Below are 19,392 nucleotides of genomic sequence, written 5' to 3' on the forward strand. Positions count from 1 at the left end.
CGGACGGCGGTGGGGGATCAACCCTGTGGACGACGGGATGGATGCGCCGCACCCTCACACACCGAGGAGCTCTCGAAGCTCGCGGACGGTCTGTGGGCGCCCGACGATCACGAGATCACCCGACGCGTCGGTATGGACGTCGGCGCCTGCCTCGCGCGCGATGAGCGCGCCGCCGAGGAGGTCCCAGATCTCGTTGCGGTAGGCGACGAGGGCTCCGAGCCCTCCGGTCACGAGCAGGCCCCAATCGGCCGAGGGCGCCCACGTGCGGAGCACGCGCTTCGAGGAGCGTTCGAGCCTGTCGAAGAGCACGTTGCGGCGCTCGTCGTCGTGACCCACGCGATAACCCTGGGTGAAGGAGATGGTCGTGTGGGCGAGCGGTTCCGCGGCGGAGATCGCGAGACGCCGCGGTTCCGAGCCGTCGACGGACCACCATGCGCCCTGGTCGGCGATCGCCCAGTACGTCCGCCGCCGGGGTGAGTCGTGCACGACGGCGACGAGCGGAACGCCCCGCGAGCAGAGGGTGATGCACACGCCGTAGACATCGAGTCCGAGGACGTAGTTGTTGGTGCCATCGAGCGGGTCGATGAGCCAGCCGAACTCGGCATCCGCACCGGCTCCCTGTTCTCCGTCCTCCTCCCCGAGGATCGAGTGGTCCGGATAGCGTTCGGCGATCGCCGCGACGATGCGTCGCTCGACCTCCCGGTCCACGTGGGTCACGAGGTCCGCGCCGTCGCCCTTCGACTCCACCCGCGCGCCGGCCCGCTCCGCGACAGCGAACTCGCCGGCATCACGGGCGAGGGAGATGGCGAGGTCTGCTGCGCTGCGAAGATCCATGGCCTCGAGGCTAGCTCCAGCGGCTTGGCTCAGCTTCGTGATGGCCGGGTGTCTGCCTGCCGAGACGGGCCGCCGACCCGTGATCGACCGGCCGTCATGATCGCCATAGCGAAAGCCACCCCGACCGCCGCGCCGATCGTGTTCATGAACCAGTCGTCGGTGTCGCACGACCGTCCGATCGCGGGGATGAGCGCCTGGGTCAGTTCGATGAGCGCAGCGAGCCCGGAGACGGCCGCGAACACCGCGAACGCGCGGAGTCGGCTCCCGAATCGGAGAGCGGAGAAGAGGGCGAGCGGCAGGGTCATGACGAGGTTCGCGAGGGTGTCGATTCCGGCGAACGGAATCGAGAACTGCACGGTGCAGAAGGCGTACCGCGGTCCGTCCGAGGGCGAAAGCGTGAGGGCGAGCACACCCACGAGCCCCACGATCGCGAGCACGGACAGCGCCCGGGTCCGCCCGGCGCGATACAGCATGAGGCCGACTGCGGCGCAGACGAGTACGCCGACCACGACGAGCACACGGACGAGGGCAGGATTCGACGCGAGGAGGGTACTGATCACGTCATCCTGCTTTCGGGGGTGTGGCGTCTCGGGGCGCGATCACCGTCCTTACGAGAGTACCCACTGCCTCGCGGCCGGCACGGTTCGCGCCCACCGTGGACTGCGACGGCCCGAAGCCGATGAGGTGCACGCGCGGCTCGTCGCCCACGCGGGTGCCCTCGAGCCGGATGCCTCCGAGCGGGCCCCGCAGGCCCAGCGGGTCGAGGTGGGAGAGAGCGGCCGTGAAGCCCGTGGCCCACAGGATCGCGTCCACCTCGGTGAGGGTGCCGTCTGCCTCTCGCACACCGTTCGGCTCGATGGCCGTGAACATCGGCCGCCTCTCGAGGGCGCCCCGATCGCGTGCGGCGATCGCGTAGTCCGACCATCCGAGCCCCGTGTACGAGACCACGCTGCCGGTGGGGCGCCCCGCCTCTACGTCGGCGACGACCTTCGCGATCGTCGTGCGACCGGTGGTCTCCGGCTGGAAACCGCCCTCGAGAAACACGGGCTCGCGCCGGGTGTACCAGAAGGTCGTGGCGACGCGCGAGATCTCCTCGAGCTGCTGCACCGCGGAGATGCCGCCGCCCACGATCGCCACGCGCTGCCCCGCGAACTCGGTGTTCGACACGTAGTCGCGCGTGTGCAGCTGCCGCCCGCGGAACGATGAAGCACCCGGATACGCGGGCAGGCGCGGGCTCGTCCACGTTCCCGTCGCGTTGATCACGGCGCGCGTGCGCCACGTGCCCTCGGTGTCGGTCTCCACGATCAGGTCGCCGTCCGGTCGCTCGTCCGCCCGCTTCACGGCGGTCACCCGGACCGGGCGCAGGATCGGGAAGCCGAACTCCTCTTCATACGCGGCGAAGTAGCGCGGCACCGCTTCGCGCGACGGCTCGTCCGCATCGATCGGCGGCTTCGGCAGGCCGGGCAGGTCGAAGATCCCGTTCACCGTGTTCATGTGCAGCGACTCCCAGCGGTGCTGCCACGCGCCGCCCGGCGCCGCGTCAGCGTCGAGGACGACGAACGTGCGGGCATCGGGAGTCGCAGGATCCAGTGCCGAGACGAAACCGCGGCGACGGAGGTGGAAGGCTGCGGAGAGCCCCGCCTGACCGGCACCGATCACGACGACCGTCGCGATGCGGTTCATCGTGCCTCCTCGGGTGGGCGATCGTGCGTCGGCGATGGACGTCGACGACACTGGGAAGAACTCGACGCGCATCGGTGTTATTTCCATTCGTACGCATAGAAATGGGCCGATGGTCCCGGAGGAGAATCACGCATGAGCACGGAACAGCCCGACGAGCCCCGCACGATCGGCATCCTCGGCGCCGGCAAGGTGGGAACGGTGCTCGCGCGCCTCGCGATCTCCGCCGGCTACCGCGTACTCATCTCCGGCTCCGGGGATCCGGCGAAGATCCGCCTCATCGTGGGTGTGCTCGCCCCCGGATCGGAGGCCGTATGGAGCGCGGAGGCCGCGCGCGACGCCGACATCGTGGTGCTGGCCCTCCCGCTCGGCAAGCTCCCGAGCGTTCCGGTCGCCGAGCTCGACGGCAAGATCGTCGTCGACGCCATGAACTACTGGTGGGAGATCGACGGCATCCGCGACGACCTCACCGACCCCCGCCTCTCCACGAGCGAGCGCGTGCAGGCCCACCTCCCGGGCTCGCGCGTCGTGAAGGCGTTCAACCACATGGGCTACCACGACCTCGACGAGGGCCCGAAGCCCGCGGGCGCCGCAGGGCGCAAGGCGATCGCGGTGGCCGGGGACGACGCGGAGGCCGTCACGATCGTGAGCGACCTCGTCGACCGGCTCGGCTTCGATCCGGTGCTCGCCGGCTCGCTCCGCGACAGCATCCGCCTGGAGCCGCACGCCGAGGCGTTCGGCGCGAACGAGGACGCCGCGACCATCGCGGCCATGATGGCCCGCTTCGACGCCACGTCGCGCGGAGCCGAGGTCGCCGCCGCGCGATCCTGACGCCGCTCGTCACGCCGCAGGCGTCGGCTCTCCGCGCTGATCACGGCGCGGAGCAGGCAGCGTCAGGAGGCCGGAATTCCAGAGTGCAAGGAGAAGAAGCCCGACGGCGACCGGAATCGCGATGACCTCGGGCGAGCCGCTCCCTACGACGACGCCGCGCATCTCGACGACGACCAGCGTGACCGCCAAGGGCGTCAGGCCGAGCACGATCGTGAACGAGGCCGCCCATCGTCTCGTCGCAGCGAGGACCACTGCCGCGATCACCGCCACCGCGGCGGCGTACCAGATCGGTCCGACCTGACTCCAGAGGGCATTACTCGGAACTCGAACACCGGCGTGCGCACCGGCGCCCACGAACGCCAGAGCGACGAGTAGAGCCCATCCCAGCGTCGCCCCGATCGTCCACGGCCCCCGGTGCGGTCGACCGACGATCGCGAGCACCGCACAGCACGTCAGCAGGATGAGCGTCGCCCGGTCCACGCCGTCCGCCGACGCCCACCCCGGCAGGACGCGTGGCACGACGACCACGACCATCGTCCCGCACACGAGCGCGACACTCCCCGCTAGCCGGAGTCCGGCGAGCGCCGCTACCAGCGCCAGGATCCACGCGCCGAGGACGATCGCGCCGAGGTCGTGGACGCCGGACGTAGGCTCCGATCCGCCTGCGACCGTCCCGACGCCGAAAACGGAGACAGCCAGAGCGATCCCCGCGCCCATGGTGAGGGCGACGGTGCTCCCGGCATCCCTCACGCGCGGGTCGACGACGAGATCGAGGCGCGCGGCCAGCCCGTGCGCCGCCATGGACACGGTCTCCCGCATCGTGGGCCGGGTCCGCCCCTCGGCCTCCGCGACGGCGAGAGCCGTCCCGATAAACGCCTCCCCGTGTCGAGTCCGCCATGAACGGGGGTACCAACGCAGTCGCGCCTGGTATCGCGCGTCGAGTTCGCGGCTCATGCCGTACCTCCCAGCGGCCGCGCTCGCCCTGTACCGAGTCCGGCTCGGACGGCACGCACCTTCGACTCCAAGCGTTCGACCTCGGCCTCGAGTCGTGTCGTCCCGGATTCCGTGATCGCGAAGTAGCGCCGGAGACGGCCGTCGACGACCTCATCGCCGTCGCTCTTCACGTCGCCATCCTTCTCCAGACGCTCCAGCGTGGCGTAGAGCGTCGTGACTGCGAGCGAGACGGTTCCACCGGAAAGATTGGACGTATCTCGGATGATCGCGTAGCCGTGCTGACGACCCCGCGACAGGCACGTCAGTGTCCAGAACGCCGGCTCCCGAAGTTCATGTGTCATATCGCCGACTATATTCCCATTGCGGGAATATAACCATCACTGGCATGCAGGATCTTCGCGGATGCCCGGGCACCGGTCGCCCGTCGGGCGGTTTCGGCGACGAGAGTCCGCACGTCGGAGGGGAGGACGGAGTGGGGCGACGGCGGCCCGCCTCACTAGGCTGGAACGCATGAGCGACCCCCTCTTCGACAGCCTGTTCGCAGCGCTCGAGGCGAGCCCGGACAACGTCGAACTGCGCGTGCAGGTGGCACGTCTCCTCCTCGAGCGGGGACGGCTCGACGACGCCGTCACCCAGGCGGCGACCGCACTCGCGCAGGCCCCCGGGAACGCCGAGGCGATGGCCGTGCTCACGGAGGCGACGACCGCGATGCGTCGCGGCGGCCGGCACGCGCAACCGGCCAGGGACGACCGGGAGACGGACACCACCCCCGACGACTCGATCAGCGAAGTCCGCGACGAGTTCAGCAACGGCGACCGTGAGCAGCCGATCACCCGACCGAACGACGTGCAGCACCCCTCCGACGAGGAGCACCCGGACGGCTTCGACTGGAAGCGCGCGGAGAGCGAACTCGGCGAGTCCGCGGTTCCCCCTCCCTATGTCGCCTCCAGCCCGGAGCCCGAGGCGTCCGCGCAGGACGCCGTTCTCCCGATCACCCCGGGCGGCGACACCGTCACCCCCGTCGTGGACGAGTACCAGAGCACCGTCACGCTCGCCGACGTGGGCGGGCTCGAGACCGTGAAGCAGCGCCTGCGCGAGAGTTTCCTCGAGCCGATGAAGCACCCGGAGCTCGCGAAGGCCTTCGGGAAGAACCTCCGCGGCGGCCTCGTGCTCTACGGCCCTCCCGGGTGCGGCAAGACGTTCATGGCGCGCGCGATCGCGGGTGAGCTCGGCGCCCGCTTCCTCACCGCGAGCCTCGCCGACATCCTCGGCAGCCACTTCGGCGAGACCGAGAAGAACCTGCGCGCGCTGTTCGAGCACGCCCGCAGCCTCACCCCCGCGGTCCTCTTCCTCGACGAGATCGACGCGATCGGCGCCAAGCGGTCGAGCATCGGAACCGGCTGGTCGGGCATGCGGGCGATGGTCGACCAGCTGCTCATGGAGCTCGACTCGATGACCGCCGACAACGACGGCCTCTTCGTCCTCGCCGCGACGAACAGCCCGTGGGAGGTGGACCCGGCGCTCATGCGCCCCGGCCGCTTCGACCGCATGCTCCTCGTCCTCCCGCCCGACGAGCCCGCCCGCGAGGCGATCCTGCGCATGCACCTCGACCGACGCCCCATCGAGGGGATCGACCTCGGCGAGCTCGTGCGCAGCACCGACGGTTTCTCCGGCGCCGACCTCGAACACCTCGTGGCCTCCGCCGCCGAACAGGCGATGATCCGATCGATCCAGTCGGGAGAGGTGAAGCCCATCGGCATGAACGAGCTGCGGCACGTGCTCGGCGAGATCCGGCCGTCGACCGGACCGTGGCTCGCGGGAGCGAAGAACGTCGTGGCGTTCGCGAACACCGACGGCCGCTACGACGACCTCGCGGAGTTCCTCGACTCCCGCGGATACCGCTAGGCGGTGGCGGACGAGACCGACCCCGTCGAGGGTGTCGTCTACCGCGCCGAGTCGTTCCTCGCGGTCGGCCAGGTGGACCGGGCCGAGACGCTCGTCCGCGACGAGCTCGGCCGTCGCCCCGGTGACGCCAACCTGCTCCTCATGCTCGCGAAGATCTACGAGGCGCGGAGGATGTGGCCGGAGGTGATCTCGACCGCCCACGCGACGCTCGAGGCCAACCCGAACTCGCTCACCGCGCACATGATGCTCGCATGGGCCGGCTACCAGGTGGGCGACCGCGACCTCATGAAGCGCAGCCTCGACGAGGTGCTCACCCACCGCCCGGATCAGCCGACCGCGCTCATGTACCTCGCGCTCCACAACGCGCCCGATCGCACCACGGCGGGTCGCGAGCGCACGCGTTCGCTCATCGCCCAGTCGCTGCAGAACGGCGGCGGCAACCCCTGGTACACGATGATGGCGGCGAAGCTCGAGGTCTTCCTCGGACGCACGGCCGAGGCGCGCAAGCTCGTCGACGACGGCCTCGCCCAGAATCCGACCGACCCGCAGCTGCTTACGCTCAAGGCCGACCTCGCCACCGACAACGCCGAGTCGATGGACATCGTGAGCGGGCTACTCGCGACCTCGCCGGCGGACGCGTCGCTGCGCTCCCGCTTCGACGGGCTCGTCGCGGCTCGCCGCCGGGCGCTGCTGTCGATGCTGTGGCTCGCGCCCGCGTTCGTCGCCCTCGGCGTGGGTCTCGTGAGCGGCGGGTTCCGGCTCAGCTGGATGATCGGCGTGGCGGCCGCGTCGTTCACGGTGTGGGGCGCACGACTGCAGGCGGTCAGAAAGCTCCCCCCGCTCTACCGCGCCGAGCTCGACTCGAACGCGCCGTGGCGGGTGGCGACACGACTCGGCGGACGGGCGTCCGCGCTCCTCACGGTCGTCGGCGGCGTCCTCCTCGCGACCGGTGTGGCGCCGGCGGCCTGGCTCCTGGTCGCGGCGACGCTCTGCTGGGTGGTCACGCGGTTCGCGAGCCTCGCCCAGGAGCGACGCAAGGCCGCGGAGGTCGACGCGGAGGCCGCGGCGATGACGGAGGGAACGTCCGCGAGCGGTCGAACACTCGGCCCGGCCACTCGCTCCGTCGCACGCCAACGGTGGGCTCGGGCCATCACGACCCCTCTGCTCCTCATCCCCGGATTCGTGTTCGGCCTCATCCCGGCCGGACCGCCCGACGAGGGCAGCACGGCCCGGGCGGCCGTCGGCCTCATCTCGGCGATCGTCGCGCTGACCGCGCTCGCCGAGGCCGTCCCGTGGGTGCGCGTGCCCGGGAGGAAGGCGGCCACCTTCTGGGGCGCGCTGCGCGTCGCCGTCCCCGGGTTCTTCGTGGTGGTCGCGCTCCTCATCGCCCTCGCGAACCTCGTCGCGGCCACGAGCGCGTGGTCCGCGGGCCGCCCGGCGTCGCCGGGCGAGGGCCCCTCGAGCCCCGCCACGATCCCGCCCGGCTATTTCGACGACCTCGAGTCGCCGTCGCCGCTGCCGTCGCTCGACATCCCGGACTTCGACATCCCCACGATCCCGCCCTTCGACGTCCCGTCGACCCCTCCCGAAGGCTGACGCCGCCGCACGCCTCGATCCCGATCCGTTGGCCGTGGGACGATGGCCAGGTGGACGAAGTACAGGACGAGCGCTGGGCTCGGATCCGTCGATCACGTCGAGAGTCCGACCCGGCGGGCGACCACGTCGACGCCGCCGTCTCGCGGATGCGCGAGCGCCTGGCGTCTGAGGACGTCGGCTCGGTGCGGCACATCGAGGAGATACGGCTGCTCGCGATCGAGGCGGTGAAGCCGACGGCCGGCGCCGAGCTCGCCGACGACGTCGCGATCGTGAGGTCGAGCCTGCCCGATCCCCGCACGCCGGGGACCGACGGCCGACAGCCGGATGAGCCCGACGGCGAACGCTCCCCCGAGCGGACGACGCGCTCCCGGATCGTCGACACCACCGGTGTCATCGCGATCGTGGCCGGGTTGGCAGCCCCGGCCCTTCTCGGACAGAGCATCCGCTCGGCCGGAACGTTCTTCGACGCCGACACCGCCGTCCCTGCGACCGGGTTACTGATGGCTGTTTCCGCGCTCCTCTTCCAGCGGCTCGCACGTGGACGGACGAAGACGCGCTACTTCAACGACCAATCGCCTCCCACAGCGATGTGGGTCATCGTGCTCATCTGGTGGACGTTCGGAGCGGCCGGTTCCGTGTGGCGCGCCCTTGACGAGGGCGTGTTCGCCGAGCCTCGCGTCCTCGGTGGCCTCGCGTTGCAAGTGGGAGCGCTCGTTGTGGCCGCCGCCCTCCTGTACCGGACACGGCGGATCTCGCGCGCCTCGGGCGGACGCCAGGCCCGACGCTCCTCCACCGCAGCGGACTTCTCGGCCACCGATGCGGCGGGACGGCGGCTCGCATCCCGACGTCGCCAGATCCGAGACTCGTTCTCGGAGGCGGAACGCGAAGCCGCCTTGGCCGCCGAGGTCGAGGGGATCCGGTGGTGGAACGCCGGCGGCACGCTCGATGACGACGGAGCACGCGCCTCCCTCGCCTCCGCCTTCGACCGCTGGTCACCCGACCGGACGTGACCGCGCGTCACGCCGCCGCACGCCCCGGTATCGTCGAACGCATGCCCACCCGCTACCCCACCGCCGTCTACGCGTTCGTGCGCCGCGGCGAGGTCGGCGACGAGTTCCGCCTCACCATCGCCACGAACACAGGTCGCGAACTCGACGAGTGGGTCGTCTACGCGCGCGACTTCGATGCGGCCGCCCGCGCCGACGTGGAGCGCCGGCTCGACGATGCGGGACTGCGCCACGGCGCGTTCCAGGGCAACGCCCGCTCCGGCTGGCGCGCGAGCGTCCAGCCCCTCAGCGTCGACCCCGCGGCCGCTCAGGACTGACCGCATCGTCACGCGCTCTCGAGAACGGAACCCGACATGCTGATCCGACACCGTGATGCTGAACCGACGATCCACCCCGACGCGTACGTCGCGTCGATGGCCGTCGTGTCCGGCGACGTCCACATCGCCGCCGGCGTGCGGGTCCTCCACGGCGCCGTCCTCTCGGCGGAGGACGGAAGCGTCACGATCGGCGAGGACACCGTCGTGATGGAGCATGCCGTCGTGCGCGGTCGCGCCGGCCACCCGACGTCGATCGGATCGGCCGTCATGATCGGCCCGCACGCACACGTGAACGGCAGCACGATCGGTGACGAGGTCTTCGTCGCCACGGGCGCCTCCCTCTTCCCCGGCAGCCGAATCGGTGATGGTGCCGAGGTGCGCATCAACGGCGTCGTGCAGGTGAACACCGTGCTCGAAGCGGGCGCCGTCGTGCCCATCGGATGGGTCGCGGTCGGCGACCCCGCCGCCATCCTGTCGCCGGATCGGCACGACGAGATCTGGGCCGTCCAGCGCACCCTCGACTTCGTCGGCACCGTCTACGGCGCGGGTCCCGGCACGACGATGCGCGATCTCATGCGCGGCCAGTCCGACTTCTACGGGGCGCACACCACCGATACCGTGCTCGACCAGGGCTGACGTCCGTCGTCGCGGCGACTAGCCCGACGTTCCGGTAGGCCCGACATCGAGGCGGTGGAACACGACCTCCGCCACGTCGGCCGGCGCCAGGTGGTCCGTGTCGAGGATGAGCTCGTTCCAGCGGCCGGACACGAGCTCTGAGGCGAGTTGCTCGTGGCGGGCCAGGTGCCAGTCGAGGGCGGCCTGGCGTCCCTCGTCGTAGCGGCCGCGGAGCCGAGCCTCCGAGACGGCGGGAGAAGCGGTGAGCAGCACGATTCGCAGACGGCGCCCGAACACCGTCTCGTACCGCGCCCGGTCCTCCTCCGAGGCGATGACTCCCGCGACGATCGGTGTCCGCGGACCGACGCGCTCGTAGTTCGCCCACACCGCACGCATGTTCTCCGCCTCGGTGAGCACGTTCCGTGGGTCGCCCTGCGCCCGCGGCCAGGATCGGTGGAACCAGTCGACGTCGAACAGGCTGAACGGCCGACCCGCCGCGGCGAAGCGATCACCGAGGTGATCGAGCACCGCCGACTTGCCGACACCATAGGAGCCGTTGAGGAAGATCCCGGCGCCGTCTCCGTCCATGACACCACCGTAGGTGAACACGAAAGTCGCGTCGCCCCGATCATCACTTGACGCGGAGCATGTCCGCCGCCTTAATCGGAGACAAATCACGATCGCGACGGAGGACCCCCGTGCCCACTGCCATCCAGAAGCTCATGATCGACAACCTGCACCGCGTGTTCGGCGAACGGGACCCCGAGAAGCGCCGCGCCGCGATCGCCGAGATCGTCGCCGACGACATCGTGTTCTCCGACCCTGAAGGCGTCGTCGTGGGAGCCGACGCGGTGGACGCGAAGATCGACGAACTGCTCGCCGGGGCGCCCGGTTTCGTCTTCTCCGAGACGGGGCCGGCGCGTGAGAGCCAGGACCTCGGCCTCCTCACCTGGGGGTTCGGACCGGCAGGCGAGCCGCCTGTCGTGACCGGCATCGACGTCGCGACGGTCGTCGACGGCCGCATCGCGACCCTCCACACGATCCTCACGAACGACTGATCCGATGACGGAACGGACACGGAAGCCCCGCGCTTCAGTCTCGTGACGTCGATCGTCGGCATCGTGCTCGGTGTCGTGGCGTTCGCTCTGCTCGCCTACGCCTTCACGCTGTGAGGATGACAGCGCGAGAGTGACCCGCATCCGTGTATCACTCATATGACACACCGTGCTACTGTGTCATCACCTTGATACAGGAGCTCTCATGTCCTTCGGTGTGATCCCCCTCGCCACCCTCGTCTGCGCGCTGGTCGTCTCCGTCGTCGTCATCGCCCGGTGGCGCCGCGACGACGCCTTCCGCCGCATCGTCGTACCGGCCGCCCTGCTCGACGGAGTCGCCACAGCGCGTCGCTTCTTCGTGGGGCGACTCGCGATCGCAACCGCCGCGGCGGGTCTCGTGGGAGCAGCCGCCTTCGCCGTCAACGAGGGCCTGCCATCGGCACTCGGCCGCGTCGCCCTGCTCGCTCCCGGGCTCGCTTCCCTGACGGCGCTCGTCTTGGTCGCAGCCTTCCCCGCGGTGTCGATCCGCGAGCCCGGCACCTCGCGCAGCGCGGACCTCGATCGCCGGCGTCCGTGGAGCTACGCGCCGCGCTGGGCGGTCGGCCTCCCGGTCGCGGCCGGCTCCCTCGTCCTCGGCGCGGTCATCGCCTTCGGTCTCACGTCATCGACGCAGGAGGACGGGCAGTACCGCGCTTTCACGGTCGTGAACGGCGACTACACGAGCACGAGCAGCCCATACCCCGGATGGTTCTACGGCGTGCCGATCGCCGCCATGGTGATCGCGATCGCGGTCGTCGCCGTGGTGGCGCTCACCCGGATCGCCGGAGCCCCTCGCCCGACGGACTCCGGTCTGCGAGAGATCGACGCGGTGATGAGGATGCTCGCCACGCGAGTCGTCGTGAAGCTGACAACGGGGACCTTCCTCCTCTATCTCGGCGTGATCCTGGCGGTGGGAGGCAACGCGATGAGCTCGGCGTCCGGACAGTGGACCGGCGAGGCCTACGCCCGGATCGAACCGTGGACGACTCTCTCCCTCGTCTCGATCCTCGTCGGACTCGTCACCGTCGCCTTCGGGCTGTGCTTCGTCCTCCTCGCGGTGCTCGACGTGGCGCGCGCCCCGTCTGCGACCCGCCCAGCGTCACTGCCTCGACCGGTGGGTGCCGTGTGATCTCGATCGATGCCGCGGACCCCACTCCCCCGTTCGAGCAGATCCGCCAGCAGATGGCGGATCAGATCCGCACCGGTGTGATCGTCGCCGGGACGAAGCTGCCATCCGTCCGCCAGCTCGCCGGTGACCTGCGGGTCGCGAATGGAACGGTGGTCAGGGCCTACTCCGAGCTCGAAGCGGAGGGGCTGCTGGAGTCGAACCGTTCCGGCACGCGCGTCCGTCGCGTCGATGTGCTCCCGGCCGAGGCGCGCACCGCCGCCCGCGCCTACATCGCGAGCCTCCACGGCCTCTCCCTCGACGACGCGATCAGTGCGGTCCGCGCCGAGTGGGCGCGGACCGCGGGCTGATCCGCCGACTCAGTACGCGATGCGCCCGTCGCGATCGAAGAACTGTCCGGTGGGCCCGTCCGCCGCGATGTTCGCCATCGCGACCATCGCGTCCGTCCCCTCCGTCACGGTCTGCGGGCCGGAGTGTCCGTTGAGGTCGGTCGCCGTGTATCCGGGATCGACGGCGTTGACGCGCATGCCCGGCAGGTTCTTCGCGTACTGCACCGTGAGGGCGATGACCGCGGCCTTCGCCGCGACGTAGGGGACCGTCATCACGTGCGACTCGATGCGGGAGTCGTCGAGGAGGAAGCGGGGGAAGCCGAGACCGCTCGCCACGTTCACGATCACAGGGTTCTGAGACTCGCGGAGAAGCGGGAGCGCCGCCTGCGAGACGCGGATGACGCCGGTGACGTTCGTCGCGAAGACCTCGTCGTTCTTCTCGGGCGTGAGGTCGTCGAGCGTCTGCGCCGAACCCGTGATGCCCGCGTTGTTGATCAGCACGTCGAGCGCGGGGAGCTGCGCGATCGCGGCGGCGACCGAGGTGTCGTCGGTCACGTCGAGTTGCACGGCGTGGGCTCCGAGCCCACGTGCGGCGTCGCCGGTGGCGAGGTCGCGCATGCCGGCGTAGACGGTGTGTCCGTCGGCGATGAGTCGACGGGTGGCCTCGAGGCCGAGGCCCTTGTTGGCTCCGGAGATGAGGACGGTGCGGGGCGTGTTCGTTGTCATGCTCCGAGCCTGCGGGCACCCCGACCGATCGCCCAGGTATCGCGTATCGGTGGGACTGGTGATACCACCCGGGGCCGCGCGGACGCGCGCATACTGAACGCATGGATCGGCTGGACGCATGAGCGAGTTCGCGACGGTGCTGCGCGCCTGGCGCGACCGCGTCACACCTCAGCAGGTGGGCATGCTGGCAGGCGCCGGCCGCCGCACGAGCGGTCTTCGGCGCGAGGAGCTCTCCGCCCTCGCGGGGGTGAGCGTGGACTACATCGTGCGCCTCGAGCAGGGCCGTGCCACGAATCCGTCCGTGCAGACCCTCACGGCACTCGCCCGCGCGCTGAGACTCAGCGACGAGGAGCGCGACCACCTCTTCCGCGCAGCCGGCGCTCCGATCCCGTCGGCACGCGTCGCGTCGCGTCACGTGCCGCCCGGGGTGCAGCGGATCGTCGATCGGCTCGGCGACTCGCCCGTCGCGGTCATGACCGCTGCGTGGGACATCGTCCTCTGGAACCCGCTGTGGGCGGCGCTCTTCGGCGACCCGTCGGCGCTTCCCGCGGACGAGAGCAACGTGGCCTGGCGCTACTTCATGCACGGGCCGGGGAACACGGAGTTCGACGACGCCCACCACGCGGCATTCACCGCCGACCTCGCGTCGGATCTTCGCCGCGCCGCCGGCCTCTACCCCGACGACGCGCGCATCGCGGACCTCGTCCGCTGCCTTCGCCGAGACGCCCCCGCGTTCGAGGAGGCCTGGCAGACCGCGACCGTGTCCGTACACATCTCGAGCCGGAAGACGGTGCACTCCCCGGTGATCGGACCGATCGAACTCGACTGCGACGTGCTCACCGCGCCCGGCGCGGATCTTCGCATCGTCGTCTACACGGCGGTCCCCGGCTCGACCGCCGCCGCGAACCTCGATCTCCTCCGCGTCACGGGCGTCCAGGCGCTCTGAGCCGACCGGGTGGTCACGGCCACTCGACGGGTTCAGGGAACGGTCGGGCCTCCGCGTCCGTCGGTGTGCTCGGGGTCCGCGTTCTCGGTGGCTACATCGTCACGCCGCTTCGAACCCCAGAGGGCGTAGACGCCGAACACGATGGTGGGCGCCGCCAGGACCGTCATGTGGGTGCTGCGCGCGTCGCGGAACCGGTCGCAGAGGCGGCCGGCCTCCGCCACGGCGCTCGACGTGCTCGCGCTCCGTTCGCCGTCGTCGTCGAGCGGCCAGTCGATCGCCTCCTTGCCGTCGGCGATCGAGGCGATGGCAGAGCACTCGATGTCGTGCTGCTCCTCGGTCGTCGTCCCCGTGGCGTCCGCCACCGGGACGTCGCCGCTCGTCGCACCGGGCACGAAGAACAGGACGAGGATCCAGACGAAGAGCCCCACCGATCCGAGGAACGCGACAGTCCGTCGGATGCTGATCTCTGACAGCACGAGCCTCTCCCTATGCCTTCGGCCGTCTCGCGTACCAGAGCCCGACCGACACGGCGATGCCGACGATCATGCCGATGCTGATGCCGAAGCCGAAACCGACGTCCGTCAACAGGAGCCCGATGACGGCCCCGAGCAGCATGCCGCCGACGACACCGCCGATCACGTATCTCGCGAGTCCGGCGTCGTCTGCTTTCGGTGCGCTCATGGCGCGAGTGTAGCGACGGCTCCGTCGATACCGGGAGGGGTAGTTCTCTCCCTAGGCTGGACCACATGCGCTCCTTCTACCCCGAGATCGAACCGTACGACTCCGGCCTGCTCGACGTGGGTGACGGACAGCAGCTGTACTGGGAGGTGTCGGGCAACCCGGAGGGCAAGCCCGTCGTCTTCCTCCACGGCGGTCCGGGCGGCGGCACGAACGCCAACCAGCGTCGTGTCTTCGACCCCGCGAAGTACCGCATCGTGCTCTTCGATCAGCGCGGCTGCGGGAAGAGCCTGCCGCACGCGAGCGAGAACGGCGACCTCAGCGCGAACACCACGTGGCACTCCGTGGGGGACATCGAGCGGCTGCGCGAGATGCTCGGCGTCGACCGGTGGCAGGTCTTCGGCGGCTCGTGGGGCAGCACGCTCGCCCTCGCGTACGCGGAGACGCACCCCGAGCGCGTGACCGAGCTGATCCTCCGCGGCATCTTCACCCTCCGGAAGAGCGAGCTCGACTGGTTCTACGAGGGCGGAGCAGGCGCGATGCTGCCCGACAACTGGGAGCGTTTCGTCGCCCCCGTGCCCGAGGAGGAGCGCGGTGGGCTCATCGACGCCTATCACCGCCTGTTGAACGATCCCGACCCCGCCGTGCACGGACCGGCGGCGGTCGCGTGGTCGACGTGGGAGGCCTCCGCGATCACGCTCATCCCCCGCGAGGACCTCATCGCCACGTTCAGCGAGCCGTCCTACGCGCTCGCGTTCGCGCGCATCGAGAACCACTACTTCGTGAACAAGGGATGGATGGACGACGGGCAGCTCATCCGCGACGCGTCACGTCTCCGCGACATCCCCGGCGTGATCGTGCAGGGACGCTACGACCTCTGCACGCCGCCGTTCACCGCGTGGGACCTGCACCGCGCCTGGCCGGAGGCCGACCTGCACATGATCCCCGACGCCGGCCACGCCTTCGACGAGCCCGGCATCCTCGACGCGCTCATCGAGGCGACGGATCGCTTCGCGGACCGGTAGGTGCCGCACAGCCCGTGATCACGGACGGTACTCCTGGCGCGGGACGGGTGGGCGCTCGTTCGACGAGACCATCGGGCCGACGTTCCTCCCGCTGAGACCCGCGATGACGGCGAGCGCCACGGTGACGCCGCGTCCGGCGATCCGCCCGACGAGGCGGACCGAACGCCCGACCCATGGCTTCCGCTGCTGCGCTCCCATCTCTGAATGATGGGTGCCGGAGACGACGCGCACAAGAGCGCCCCGCCGTCGATCGCTATGCGGCCGGGTCGAGATCGTCGAGCGAGACGAGGGCGCTGCCATCCGGCACCAGATCGGCGGGGCACTCCGCGGTCGTGCGCGTGACGTCCTGGTCGTAGGTGTCGACGCTGTAGGCGGCGCAGAGGTACGCGTGCGTCGCGTCGGCGGACAGGGGGCCACCGGCTCGCGTGAGCGCGGACACGAACACGTCGAAGGTGAGGAGGTCGTCGCCGGCGTCGTGCGCGAAGGCGTAGGGCGCCGCGGTCGCCGCACCGGCGTCGCTCGCCAGCACGACGCGACCGATGTCGTTGCTCGGATCGAGCTGGTACCAGAGCGACGACGGGCTCGGACGGCTCCAGAGGATGCGGTCGATCCGCGTCTCGAGGGCACCCAACTGGGCGGCGATGTCCGCGGTCGCGGTCGGCTCCGCGCGATGGGTGGGCTCGTCGGCGACGGAGCACCCCGTCAGACCGATGGCGGCCAGAGAAGCCAGCACGGCCGCCGCACCCACACCTCGCCGCACCGACCGCATCCCGTCAAGCCTACGGTCGGCGGTGGAGGGCTGGCCAATCGCGGCCCGGACTCGCACGCCACACTCAGCCCACGAGCACGATCAGTCTCCCGCGCATCACCAGCCACTCCTAGACTCGGGCCATGTCCTCGTCCGTGAGCGGTCGCGCCGGCCACGCCCGCGCAAGCCACGCGCGCATCGGGTCCGCGCGCATCGACGAATACTGCCGCGTCACCGATCGACTCGGCGAGCGCCACGGCCGCCTCTACTTCGCCCTGCAGTCCGTGGCCGGACTGGCGTGGTGGGTCGCCGTGTTCACCGTGCCCGCGGTGCGCGACGCGACACTCGGTCGGATCGACCCCGTGGTCATGGCGGCGCTCGACATCCCGTTGTTCGTGGTGGCGTCGGCCCTCGCGGCGTTCGGCCTGCGCTGGGCCGCGTGGGTCGCGACAGCGTGGACGGCTCTCATCGCCGTCGGCATCGTGGCGTACGCCACGATCACCGGGCTCGCCGGCTGGGGCGCCGTCCTCATGATCGCGGCAGCGGCCGGGAGCATCGCCGCCGCGATGCTCGTGCTCCTTGGCCGCCTGCCCGCAGAGTGGATTATCCGCGGTCCGTTCGCGTTCCGCCTCGCCCGCCCCGGCTCCACTGGCGATCACGTGAAGCGGACGGGCGCGCAGCTCGTGCTGTTCTGGGGGCTGTTCCTCGTGGTGTTCCCGTTCGTGATCGTCCTGCTCGAACGACGCTGGCAGCTCGACGTGCCCGTTCCGATCGCCGTTCCGATCGCCGGGGTGGTGCTCCTCCTCGCCGCGAGCGCTCTCGGTATCTGGTCCGCCGTCACCATGTCGACGCTCGGCGAGGGCACCCCGCTGCCCTCCGCGACGGCGCGGCGCCTCGTGATCGCGGGACCGTACCGGTTCGTGCGGAATCCGATGGCCGTCGCGGGCATCGTGCAGGGCGCAGCCGTAGGTTTCGTCGCCGGTTCCTGGCTCGTCGTGGTGTACGCCGTGGCCGGCTCGTTCGTGTGGAACGAACTCGTGCGGCCGATCGAGGAGGCCGAGCTCGAGTCGCGCTTCGGAGTGGAGTACGCGGCGTACCGCGATCGCGTGGCGTGCTGGGTTCCGCGCATTCGTCACTGAGCGCCGTCAGGAAGCGGAGGGCAGGGGCGCGACGATGCCACCGTCCTCCATGCGCACCACCTCGTGCATCTGGGGAAGGTGGACGAGGTCGTGCGTCACGAGGAGAGTCGACGTCTGGAACGCCTGGGTGAGGCGCACGATCAGGTCGATCACGCCGGCTCCGCTCTCCTGGTCGAGGGCGCTCGTGGGTTCGTCGACGAGGAGAACGCTCGGGCCGTTCATGAGTGCGCGGGTGATGTTCACCCGCTGGCGCTGACCGCCCGAGAGCTGGTGCGGCCGCTTGTGCCGGTGGTCGGCGAGGCCCACCGCCTCGAGGAGCTCGTCGGCGCGCTCCTTCGCGGTCGCTCGTGACGCTCGCGAGGGCCTGTCGCCGAGCTCGGTCATCACCATCAGCTGTTCCAGGGCGGTGAGTGACGGCAGCAGGTTCGACTGCTGGAAGACGATGCCGATGCGCCGCCGGCGCAGGATCGCCGCTTCGGACGGCGTGAGCTCTGTCGTGTCGACGTCGTCGATGAGGACGCGGCCGGAGTCGGGGCGGATGAGGGTCGCGGCCACGGCGAGGAGGCTCGACTTGCCCGATCCGCTCGGTCCGGTGATCGCGGTGACGGTGCGCGGCGCACTGGTGAGTGTCACGCGATCGACGGCCGTGACACGACCGTCTCCGTCGGGGAAGGTGAGGGTGACGTCGTCGAGGTGGATCATCGGTTGCTCCCGAGGGCTGAAAGAGGGTCTGCGGAGGTGACGGAACGGAGGGCGAAGGCGGCGCCTGCGAGTCCCAGGGCGATCATGATCACGGCGGGCAGCGCCGTGGTGAGGGGGCTGAGGAGGAACGGCAGGGCGGTTCCGGCGAGTGCGCCGAGCGCCACCACCACGGCGGTACCGACGCCGATCCCGAGCGCGAGGACCACGAGGGCCTGCCCGAGCGCGTCCTTCACGAGGGAGCGCGTGCTCGCGCCGAGCGCCTTGAGGACGGCGATGTCGCCTTTCCGCTGCATGGTCCACACGGTGAAGAACGCTCCGATCACGAGGCCGGATATTCCGAACAGCATCGCCACCATGAGGAGGAGGGAGCCGATCTCGGACCGGAACGCGCTGAGCGCGGTGAGCGAGCCGACGACCGATGTGGACGTGGTGTCGGCGCGCGCATCGACGGCCTGCGCGTCCGTCGTTCCCGTCACCGCGAGAACCGTCGCGAACGCATCGGGAGATCCGGTGGCCGCGGCGGAGGTCCGCCAGTCGTGGAGGGTCATCCGCACGACGGGAGTGTGGCTGTACCAGGCGTCCCCGCGGATCGACGCGACCGTGTACGACGTGCCGGCGATCGTGACGGCGTCGCCCGCCATCACGTCGAGGTCGTCCGCTGCCGTGCGGGAGAGCACGAGGGAGCCGTCGTCCGCCGGCGTGTCCGCATCCGCTCCTGGCTCCATGCCGATGAGCGCGACAGCCGCGCGGGTGTCGTCCGCCTCGGCGCGCGACTGGGTGACGCCGATGGGAACGACGGCGGTGACGCCGGCCGCGTCCGCCCAGTCCGCCTCCTGCTCCTCGGTGACCGCGGAGTCCGTGTAGCTCGGGCCGGACGCACCGCCGGAGGGTGCCGAGAAGACGATCCGGTCGCCGGGGAAGGCGAGCACGGCGGAGATGTTCTGGGTGGCGAGACCGCCGGTGAGGCCGCTGAGGAAGCCGACGAGCACGGTGATGAGTGCGACGACGGCGCCGATGAGGACGAACCGTCCTCGGGCGAAGCGGAGATCGCGGAGCGCGACGAACATGGAGTTCCCTTTCCGTCGCCGAGGTGATGGCGACCCTTCCAGCGTCGCGTCGTGACACGCACGGGTCATCGGC

Annotated in this window: 25 protein-coding genes; 12 read left to right on the plus strand and 13 right to left on the minus strand. The window is 70.5% G+C overall.

The features are described 5' to 3' along the window. Positions 1-54: 54 nt before the first annotated feature. From CLV49_RS07220 to CLV49_RS07230, 3 genes are read right to left on the minus strand one after another with little or no spacing between them, the layout of a single operon-like run. Positions 55-834 carry an inositol monophosphatase family protein gene (locus CLV49_RS07220; protein WP_106562933.1) on the minus strand — a complete coding sequence of 260 codons (780 nt, stop codon included), beginning with the start codon at positions 832-834 and terminating at the stop codon, positions 55-57. A gap of 29 nt (positions 835-863) precedes the next feature. Continuing rightward, the gene (locus tag CLV49_RS07225) at positions 864-1,394 is read right to left on the minus strand and encodes a VanZ family protein (RefSeq protein ID WP_106562934.1); all 531 of its coding nucleotides are present in this window, start codon (positions 1,392-1,394) and stop codon (positions 864-866) included. Between the two features lies 1 nt (position 1,395). Then, the gene (locus tag CLV49_RS07230) at positions 1,396-2,517 is read right to left on the minus strand and encodes an NAD(P)-binding domain-containing protein (protein ID WP_106564949.1); all 1,122 of its coding nucleotides are present in this window, start codon (positions 2,515-2,517) and stop codon (positions 1,396-1,398) included. 132 nt (positions 2,518-2,649) lie between these two features. Between CLV49_RS07230 and CLV49_RS07235 the strand changes: the two genes are divergently transcribed. Continuing rightward, positions 2,650-3,345 (plus strand): NADPH-dependent F420 reductase, encoded by a 696-nt coding sequence (locus CLV49_RS07235; protein ID WP_106562935.1) that lies wholly within the window; start codon positions 2,650-2,652, stop codon positions 3,343-3,345. 9 nt (positions 3,346-3,354) lie between these two features. On the opposite strand, the gene CLV49_RS07240 is transcribed toward CLV49_RS07235, so the two are convergent. Together CLV49_RS07240 and CLV49_RS07245 are read right to left on the minus strand one after the other, a co-directional pair. Then, on the minus strand, positions 3,355-4,299 hold the full coding sequence (locus CLV49_RS07240; RefSeq protein WP_127054418.1) for a hypothetical protein: 945 nt from the start codon (positions 4,297-4,299) through the stop codon (positions 3,355-3,357). Next, entirely contained in the window at positions 4,296-4,640 is a 345-nt protein-coding gene (locus tag CLV49_RS07245; protein ID WP_106562937.1) for a PadR family transcriptional regulator, read from the minus strand. The genes CLV49_RS07240 and CLV49_RS07245 overlap by 4 nt, the downstream gene beginning before the upstream one ends. A 169-nt stretch (positions 4,641-4,809) precedes the next feature. Between CLV49_RS07245 and CLV49_RS07250 the strand changes: the two genes are divergently transcribed. The 5 genes from CLV49_RS07250 to CLV49_RS07265 are packed head-to-tail and all read left to right on the plus strand — an operon-like array spanning position 4,810 to position 9,760. Then, complete coding sequence (locus tag CLV49_RS07250; RefSeq protein WP_106562938.1) at positions 4,810-6,204, plus strand: AAA family ATPase; 1,395 nt, start codon at positions 4,810-4,812, stop codon at positions 6,202-6,204. Positions 6,205-6,207: 3 nt separating this feature from the next. After that, positions 6,208-7,800 (plus strand): tetratricopeptide repeat protein, encoded by a 1,593-nt coding sequence (locus CLV49_RS18135; protein ID WP_127054416.1) that lies wholly within the window; start codon positions 6,208-6,210, stop codon positions 7,798-7,800. Positions 7,801-7,850: 50 nt separating this feature from the next. Continuing rightward, positions 7,851-8,810 carry a hypothetical protein gene (locus tag CLV49_RS07255; protein ID WP_127054414.1) on the plus strand — a complete coding sequence of 320 codons (960 nt, stop codon included), beginning with the start codon at positions 7,851-7,853 and terminating at the stop codon, positions 8,808-8,810. A gap of 41 nt (positions 8,811-8,851) precedes the next feature. Next, on the plus strand, positions 8,852-9,124 hold the full coding sequence (locus CLV49_RS07260; protein WP_127054412.1) for a hypothetical protein: 273 nt from the start codon (positions 8,852-8,854) through the stop codon (positions 9,122-9,124). A 36-nt stretch (positions 9,125-9,160) separates the two neighbouring features. Then, positions 9,161-9,760, plus strand: a complete 600-nt coding sequence (locus CLV49_RS07265; protein WP_106562941.1) for a gamma carbonic anhydrase family protein — start codon at positions 9,161-9,163, stop codon at positions 9,758-9,760. 18 nt (positions 9,761-9,778) lie between these two features. Here CLV49_RS07265 and CLV49_RS07270 read toward each other — a convergent pair whose 3' ends face one another. After that, positions 9,779-10,327: an ATP-binding protein gene (locus CLV49_RS07270; protein ID WP_127054410.1), complete on the minus strand. Its 549-nt coding sequence runs from the start codon at positions 10,325-10,327 to the stop codon at positions 9,779-9,781. 110 nt (positions 10,328-10,437) lie between these two features. Between CLV49_RS07270 and CLV49_RS07275 the strand changes: the two genes are divergently transcribed. From CLV49_RS07275 to CLV49_RS18145, 3 genes are all read left to right on the plus strand, one after another. After that, complete coding sequence (locus CLV49_RS07275) at positions 10,438-10,797, plus strand: nuclear transport factor 2 family protein (RefSeq protein WP_208019811.1); 360 nt, start codon at positions 10,438-10,440, stop codon at positions 10,795-10,797. A gap of 202 nt (positions 10,798-10,999) precedes the next feature. Beyond that, on the plus strand, positions 11,000-11,962 hold the full coding sequence (locus tag CLV49_RS18140) for a hypothetical protein (protein WP_127054408.1): 963 nt from the start codon (positions 11,000-11,002) through the stop codon (positions 11,960-11,962). Continuing rightward, on the plus strand, positions 11,959-12,309 hold the full coding sequence (locus CLV49_RS18145) for a GntR family transcriptional regulator (RefSeq protein ID WP_127054406.1): 351 nt from the start codon (positions 11,959-11,961) through the stop codon (positions 12,307-12,309). The genes CLV49_RS18140 and CLV49_RS18145 overlap by 4 nt, the downstream gene beginning before the upstream one ends. Positions 12,310-12,318: 9 nt before the next feature. On the opposite strand, the gene CLV49_RS07285 is transcribed toward CLV49_RS18145, so the two are convergent. Continuing rightward, the gene (locus CLV49_RS07285) at positions 12,319-13,014 is read right to left on the minus strand and encodes an SDR family NAD(P)-dependent oxidoreductase (protein WP_106562943.1); all 696 of its coding nucleotides are present in this window, start codon (positions 13,012-13,014) and stop codon (positions 12,319-12,321) included. A gap of 118 nt (positions 13,015-13,132) precedes the next feature. Between CLV49_RS07285 and CLV49_RS07290 the strand changes: the two genes are divergently transcribed. Then, positions 13,133-13,960: a helix-turn-helix domain-containing protein gene (locus CLV49_RS07290; RefSeq protein WP_106562944.1), complete on the plus strand. Its 828-nt coding sequence runs from the start codon at positions 13,133-13,135 to the stop codon at positions 13,958-13,960. A gap of 32 nt (positions 13,961-13,992) precedes the next feature. Here the strand turns inward: CLV49_RS07290 and CLV49_RS07295 are convergent, their stop codons facing one another. Together CLV49_RS07295 and CLV49_RS07300 are read right to left on the minus strand one after the other, a co-directional pair. Next, complete coding sequence (locus CLV49_RS07295; RefSeq protein WP_106562945.1) at positions 13,993-14,436, minus strand: hypothetical protein; 444 nt, start codon at positions 14,434-14,436, stop codon at positions 13,993-13,995. Positions 14,437-14,446: 10 nt separating this feature from the next. Beyond that, positions 14,447-14,641 carry a hypothetical protein gene (locus CLV49_RS07300; RefSeq protein ID WP_106562946.1) on the minus strand — a complete coding sequence of 65 codons (195 nt, stop codon included), beginning with the start codon at positions 14,639-14,641 and terminating at the stop codon, positions 14,447-14,449. A gap of 65 nt (positions 14,642-14,706) precedes the next feature. Here CLV49_RS07300 and pip point away from each other — a divergent pair, with 65 nt between their 5' ends. Further along, the gene (gene pip, locus CLV49_RS07305) at positions 14,707-15,663 is read left to right on the plus strand and encodes a prolyl aminopeptidase (protein WP_106562947.1); all 957 of its coding nucleotides are present in this window, start codon (positions 14,707-14,709) and stop codon (positions 15,661-15,663) included. 18 nt (positions 15,664-15,681) lie between these two features. Here the strand turns inward: pip and CLV49_RS07310 are convergent, their stop codons facing one another. Together CLV49_RS07310 and CLV49_RS07315 are read right to left on the minus strand one after the other, a co-directional pair. Next, positions 15,682-15,861 carry a hypothetical protein gene (locus CLV49_RS07310; RefSeq protein WP_127054404.1) on the minus strand — a complete coding sequence of 60 codons (180 nt, stop codon included), beginning with the start codon at positions 15,859-15,861 and terminating at the stop codon, positions 15,682-15,684. Positions 15,862-15,916: 55 nt separating this feature from the next. Then, positions 15,917-16,396: a hypothetical protein gene (locus tag CLV49_RS07315; RefSeq protein ID WP_127054402.1), complete on the minus strand. Its 480-nt coding sequence runs from the start codon at positions 16,394-16,396 to the stop codon at positions 15,917-15,919. Positions 16,397-16,554: 158 nt separating this feature from the next. On the opposite strand from CLV49_RS07315, the gene CLV49_RS07320 reads away from it, so the two are divergent. Continuing rightward, a complete protein-coding gene (locus tag CLV49_RS07320; protein WP_106562950.1) occupies positions 16,555-17,550 on the plus strand; it encodes a methyltransferase family protein in 996 nt (331 codons plus the stop codon). A 6-nt stretch (positions 17,551-17,556) separates the two neighbouring features. On the opposite strand, the gene CLV49_RS07325 is transcribed toward CLV49_RS07320, so the two are convergent. Next, positions 17,557-18,252 (minus strand): ABC transporter ATP-binding protein, encoded by a 696-nt coding sequence (locus CLV49_RS07325; RefSeq protein ID WP_106562951.1) that lies wholly within the window; start codon positions 18,250-18,252, stop codon positions 17,557-17,559. Then, positions 18,249-19,319, minus strand: a complete 1,071-nt coding sequence (locus CLV49_RS07330) for an ABC transporter permease (protein ID WP_106562952.1) — start codon at positions 19,317-19,319, stop codon at positions 18,249-18,251. Before CLV49_RS07330 ends, CLV49_RS07325 begins: the two co-directional genes overlap by 4 nt. Positions 19,320-19,392: the final 73 nt, after the last annotated feature.

It is taken from the genome of Labedella gwakjiensis (assembly GCF_003014675.1).
In the GTDB taxonomy this organism is placed as follows: Bacteria; Actinomycetota; Actinomycetes; order Actinomycetales; family Microbacteriaceae; genus Labedella; species Labedella gwakjiensis.

Excerpts from the sequence above, each read along its gene's own strand:
- CLV49_RS07220 (WP_106562933.1), bottom strand. The coding sequence starts at position 834 with ATGGATCTTCGCAGCGCAGCAGACCTCGCCATCTCCCTCGCCCGTGAT.
- CLV49_RS07230 (WP_106564949.1), bottom strand. The coding sequence starts at position 2,517 with ATGAACCGCATCGCGACGGTCGTCGTGATCGGTGCCGGTCAGGCGGGG.
- CLV49_RS07235 (WP_106562935.1), top strand. The coding sequence starts at position 2,650 with ATGAGCACGGAACAGCCCGACGAGCCCCGCACGATCGGCATCCTCGGC.
- CLV49_RS07240 (WP_127054418.1), bottom strand. The coding sequence starts at position 4,299 with ATGAGCCGCGAACTCGACGCGCGATACCAGGCGCGACTGCGTTGGTAC.
- CLV49_RS07245 (WP_106562937.1), bottom strand. The coding sequence starts at position 4,640 with ATGACACATGAACTTCGGGAGCCGGCGTTCTGGACACTGACGTGCCTG.
- CLV49_RS07250 (WP_106562938.1), top strand. The coding sequence starts at position 4,810 with ATGAGCGACCCCCTCTTCGACAGCCTGTTCGCAGCGCTCGAGGCGAGC.
- CLV49_RS07260 (WP_127054412.1), top strand. The coding sequence starts at position 8,852 with ATGCCCACCCGCTACCCCACCGCCGTCTACGCGTTCGTGCGCCGCGGC.
- CLV49_RS07265 (WP_106562941.1), top strand. The coding sequence starts at position 9,161 with ATGCTGATCCGACACCGTGATGCTGAACCGACGATCCACCCCGACGCG.
- CLV49_RS07270 (WP_127054410.1), bottom strand. The coding sequence starts at position 10,327 with ATGGACGGAGACGGCGCCGGGATCTTCCTCAACGGCTCCTATGGTGTC.
- CLV49_RS18140 (WP_127054408.1), top strand. The coding sequence starts at position 11,000 with ATGTCCTTCGGTGTGATCCCCCTCGCCACCCTCGTCTGCGCGCTGGTC.
- CLV49_RS07285 (WP_106562943.1), bottom strand. The coding sequence starts at position 13,014 with ATGACAACGAACACGCCCCGCACCGTCCTCATCTCCGGAGCCAACAAG.
- CLV49_RS07290 (WP_106562944.1), top strand. The coding sequence starts at position 13,133 with ATGAGCGAGTTCGCGACGGTGCTGCGCGCCTGGCGCGACCGCGTCACA.
- CLV49_RS07300 (WP_106562946.1), bottom strand. The coding sequence starts at position 14,641 with ATGAGCGCACCGAAAGCAGACGACGCCGGACTCGCGAGATACGTGATC.
- pip (WP_106562947.1), top strand. The coding sequence starts at position 14,707 with ATGCGCTCCTTCTACCCCGAGATCGAACCGTACGACTCCGGCCTGCTC.
- CLV49_RS07310 (WP_127054404.1), bottom strand. The coding sequence starts at position 15,861 with ATGGGAGCGCAGCAGCGGAAGCCATGGGTCGGGCGTTCGGTCCGCCTC.
- CLV49_RS07320 (WP_106562950.1), top strand. The coding sequence starts at position 16,555 with ATGTCCTCGTCCGTGAGCGGTCGCGCCGGCCACGCCCGCGCAAGCCAC.
- CLV49_RS07325 (WP_106562951.1), bottom strand. The coding sequence starts at position 18,252 with ATGATCCACCTCGACGACGTCACCCTCACCTTCCCCGACGGAGACGGT.
- CLV49_RS07330 (WP_106562952.1), bottom strand. The coding sequence starts at position 19,319 with ATGTTCGTCGCGCTCCGCGATCTCCGCTTCGCCCGAGGACGGTTCGTC.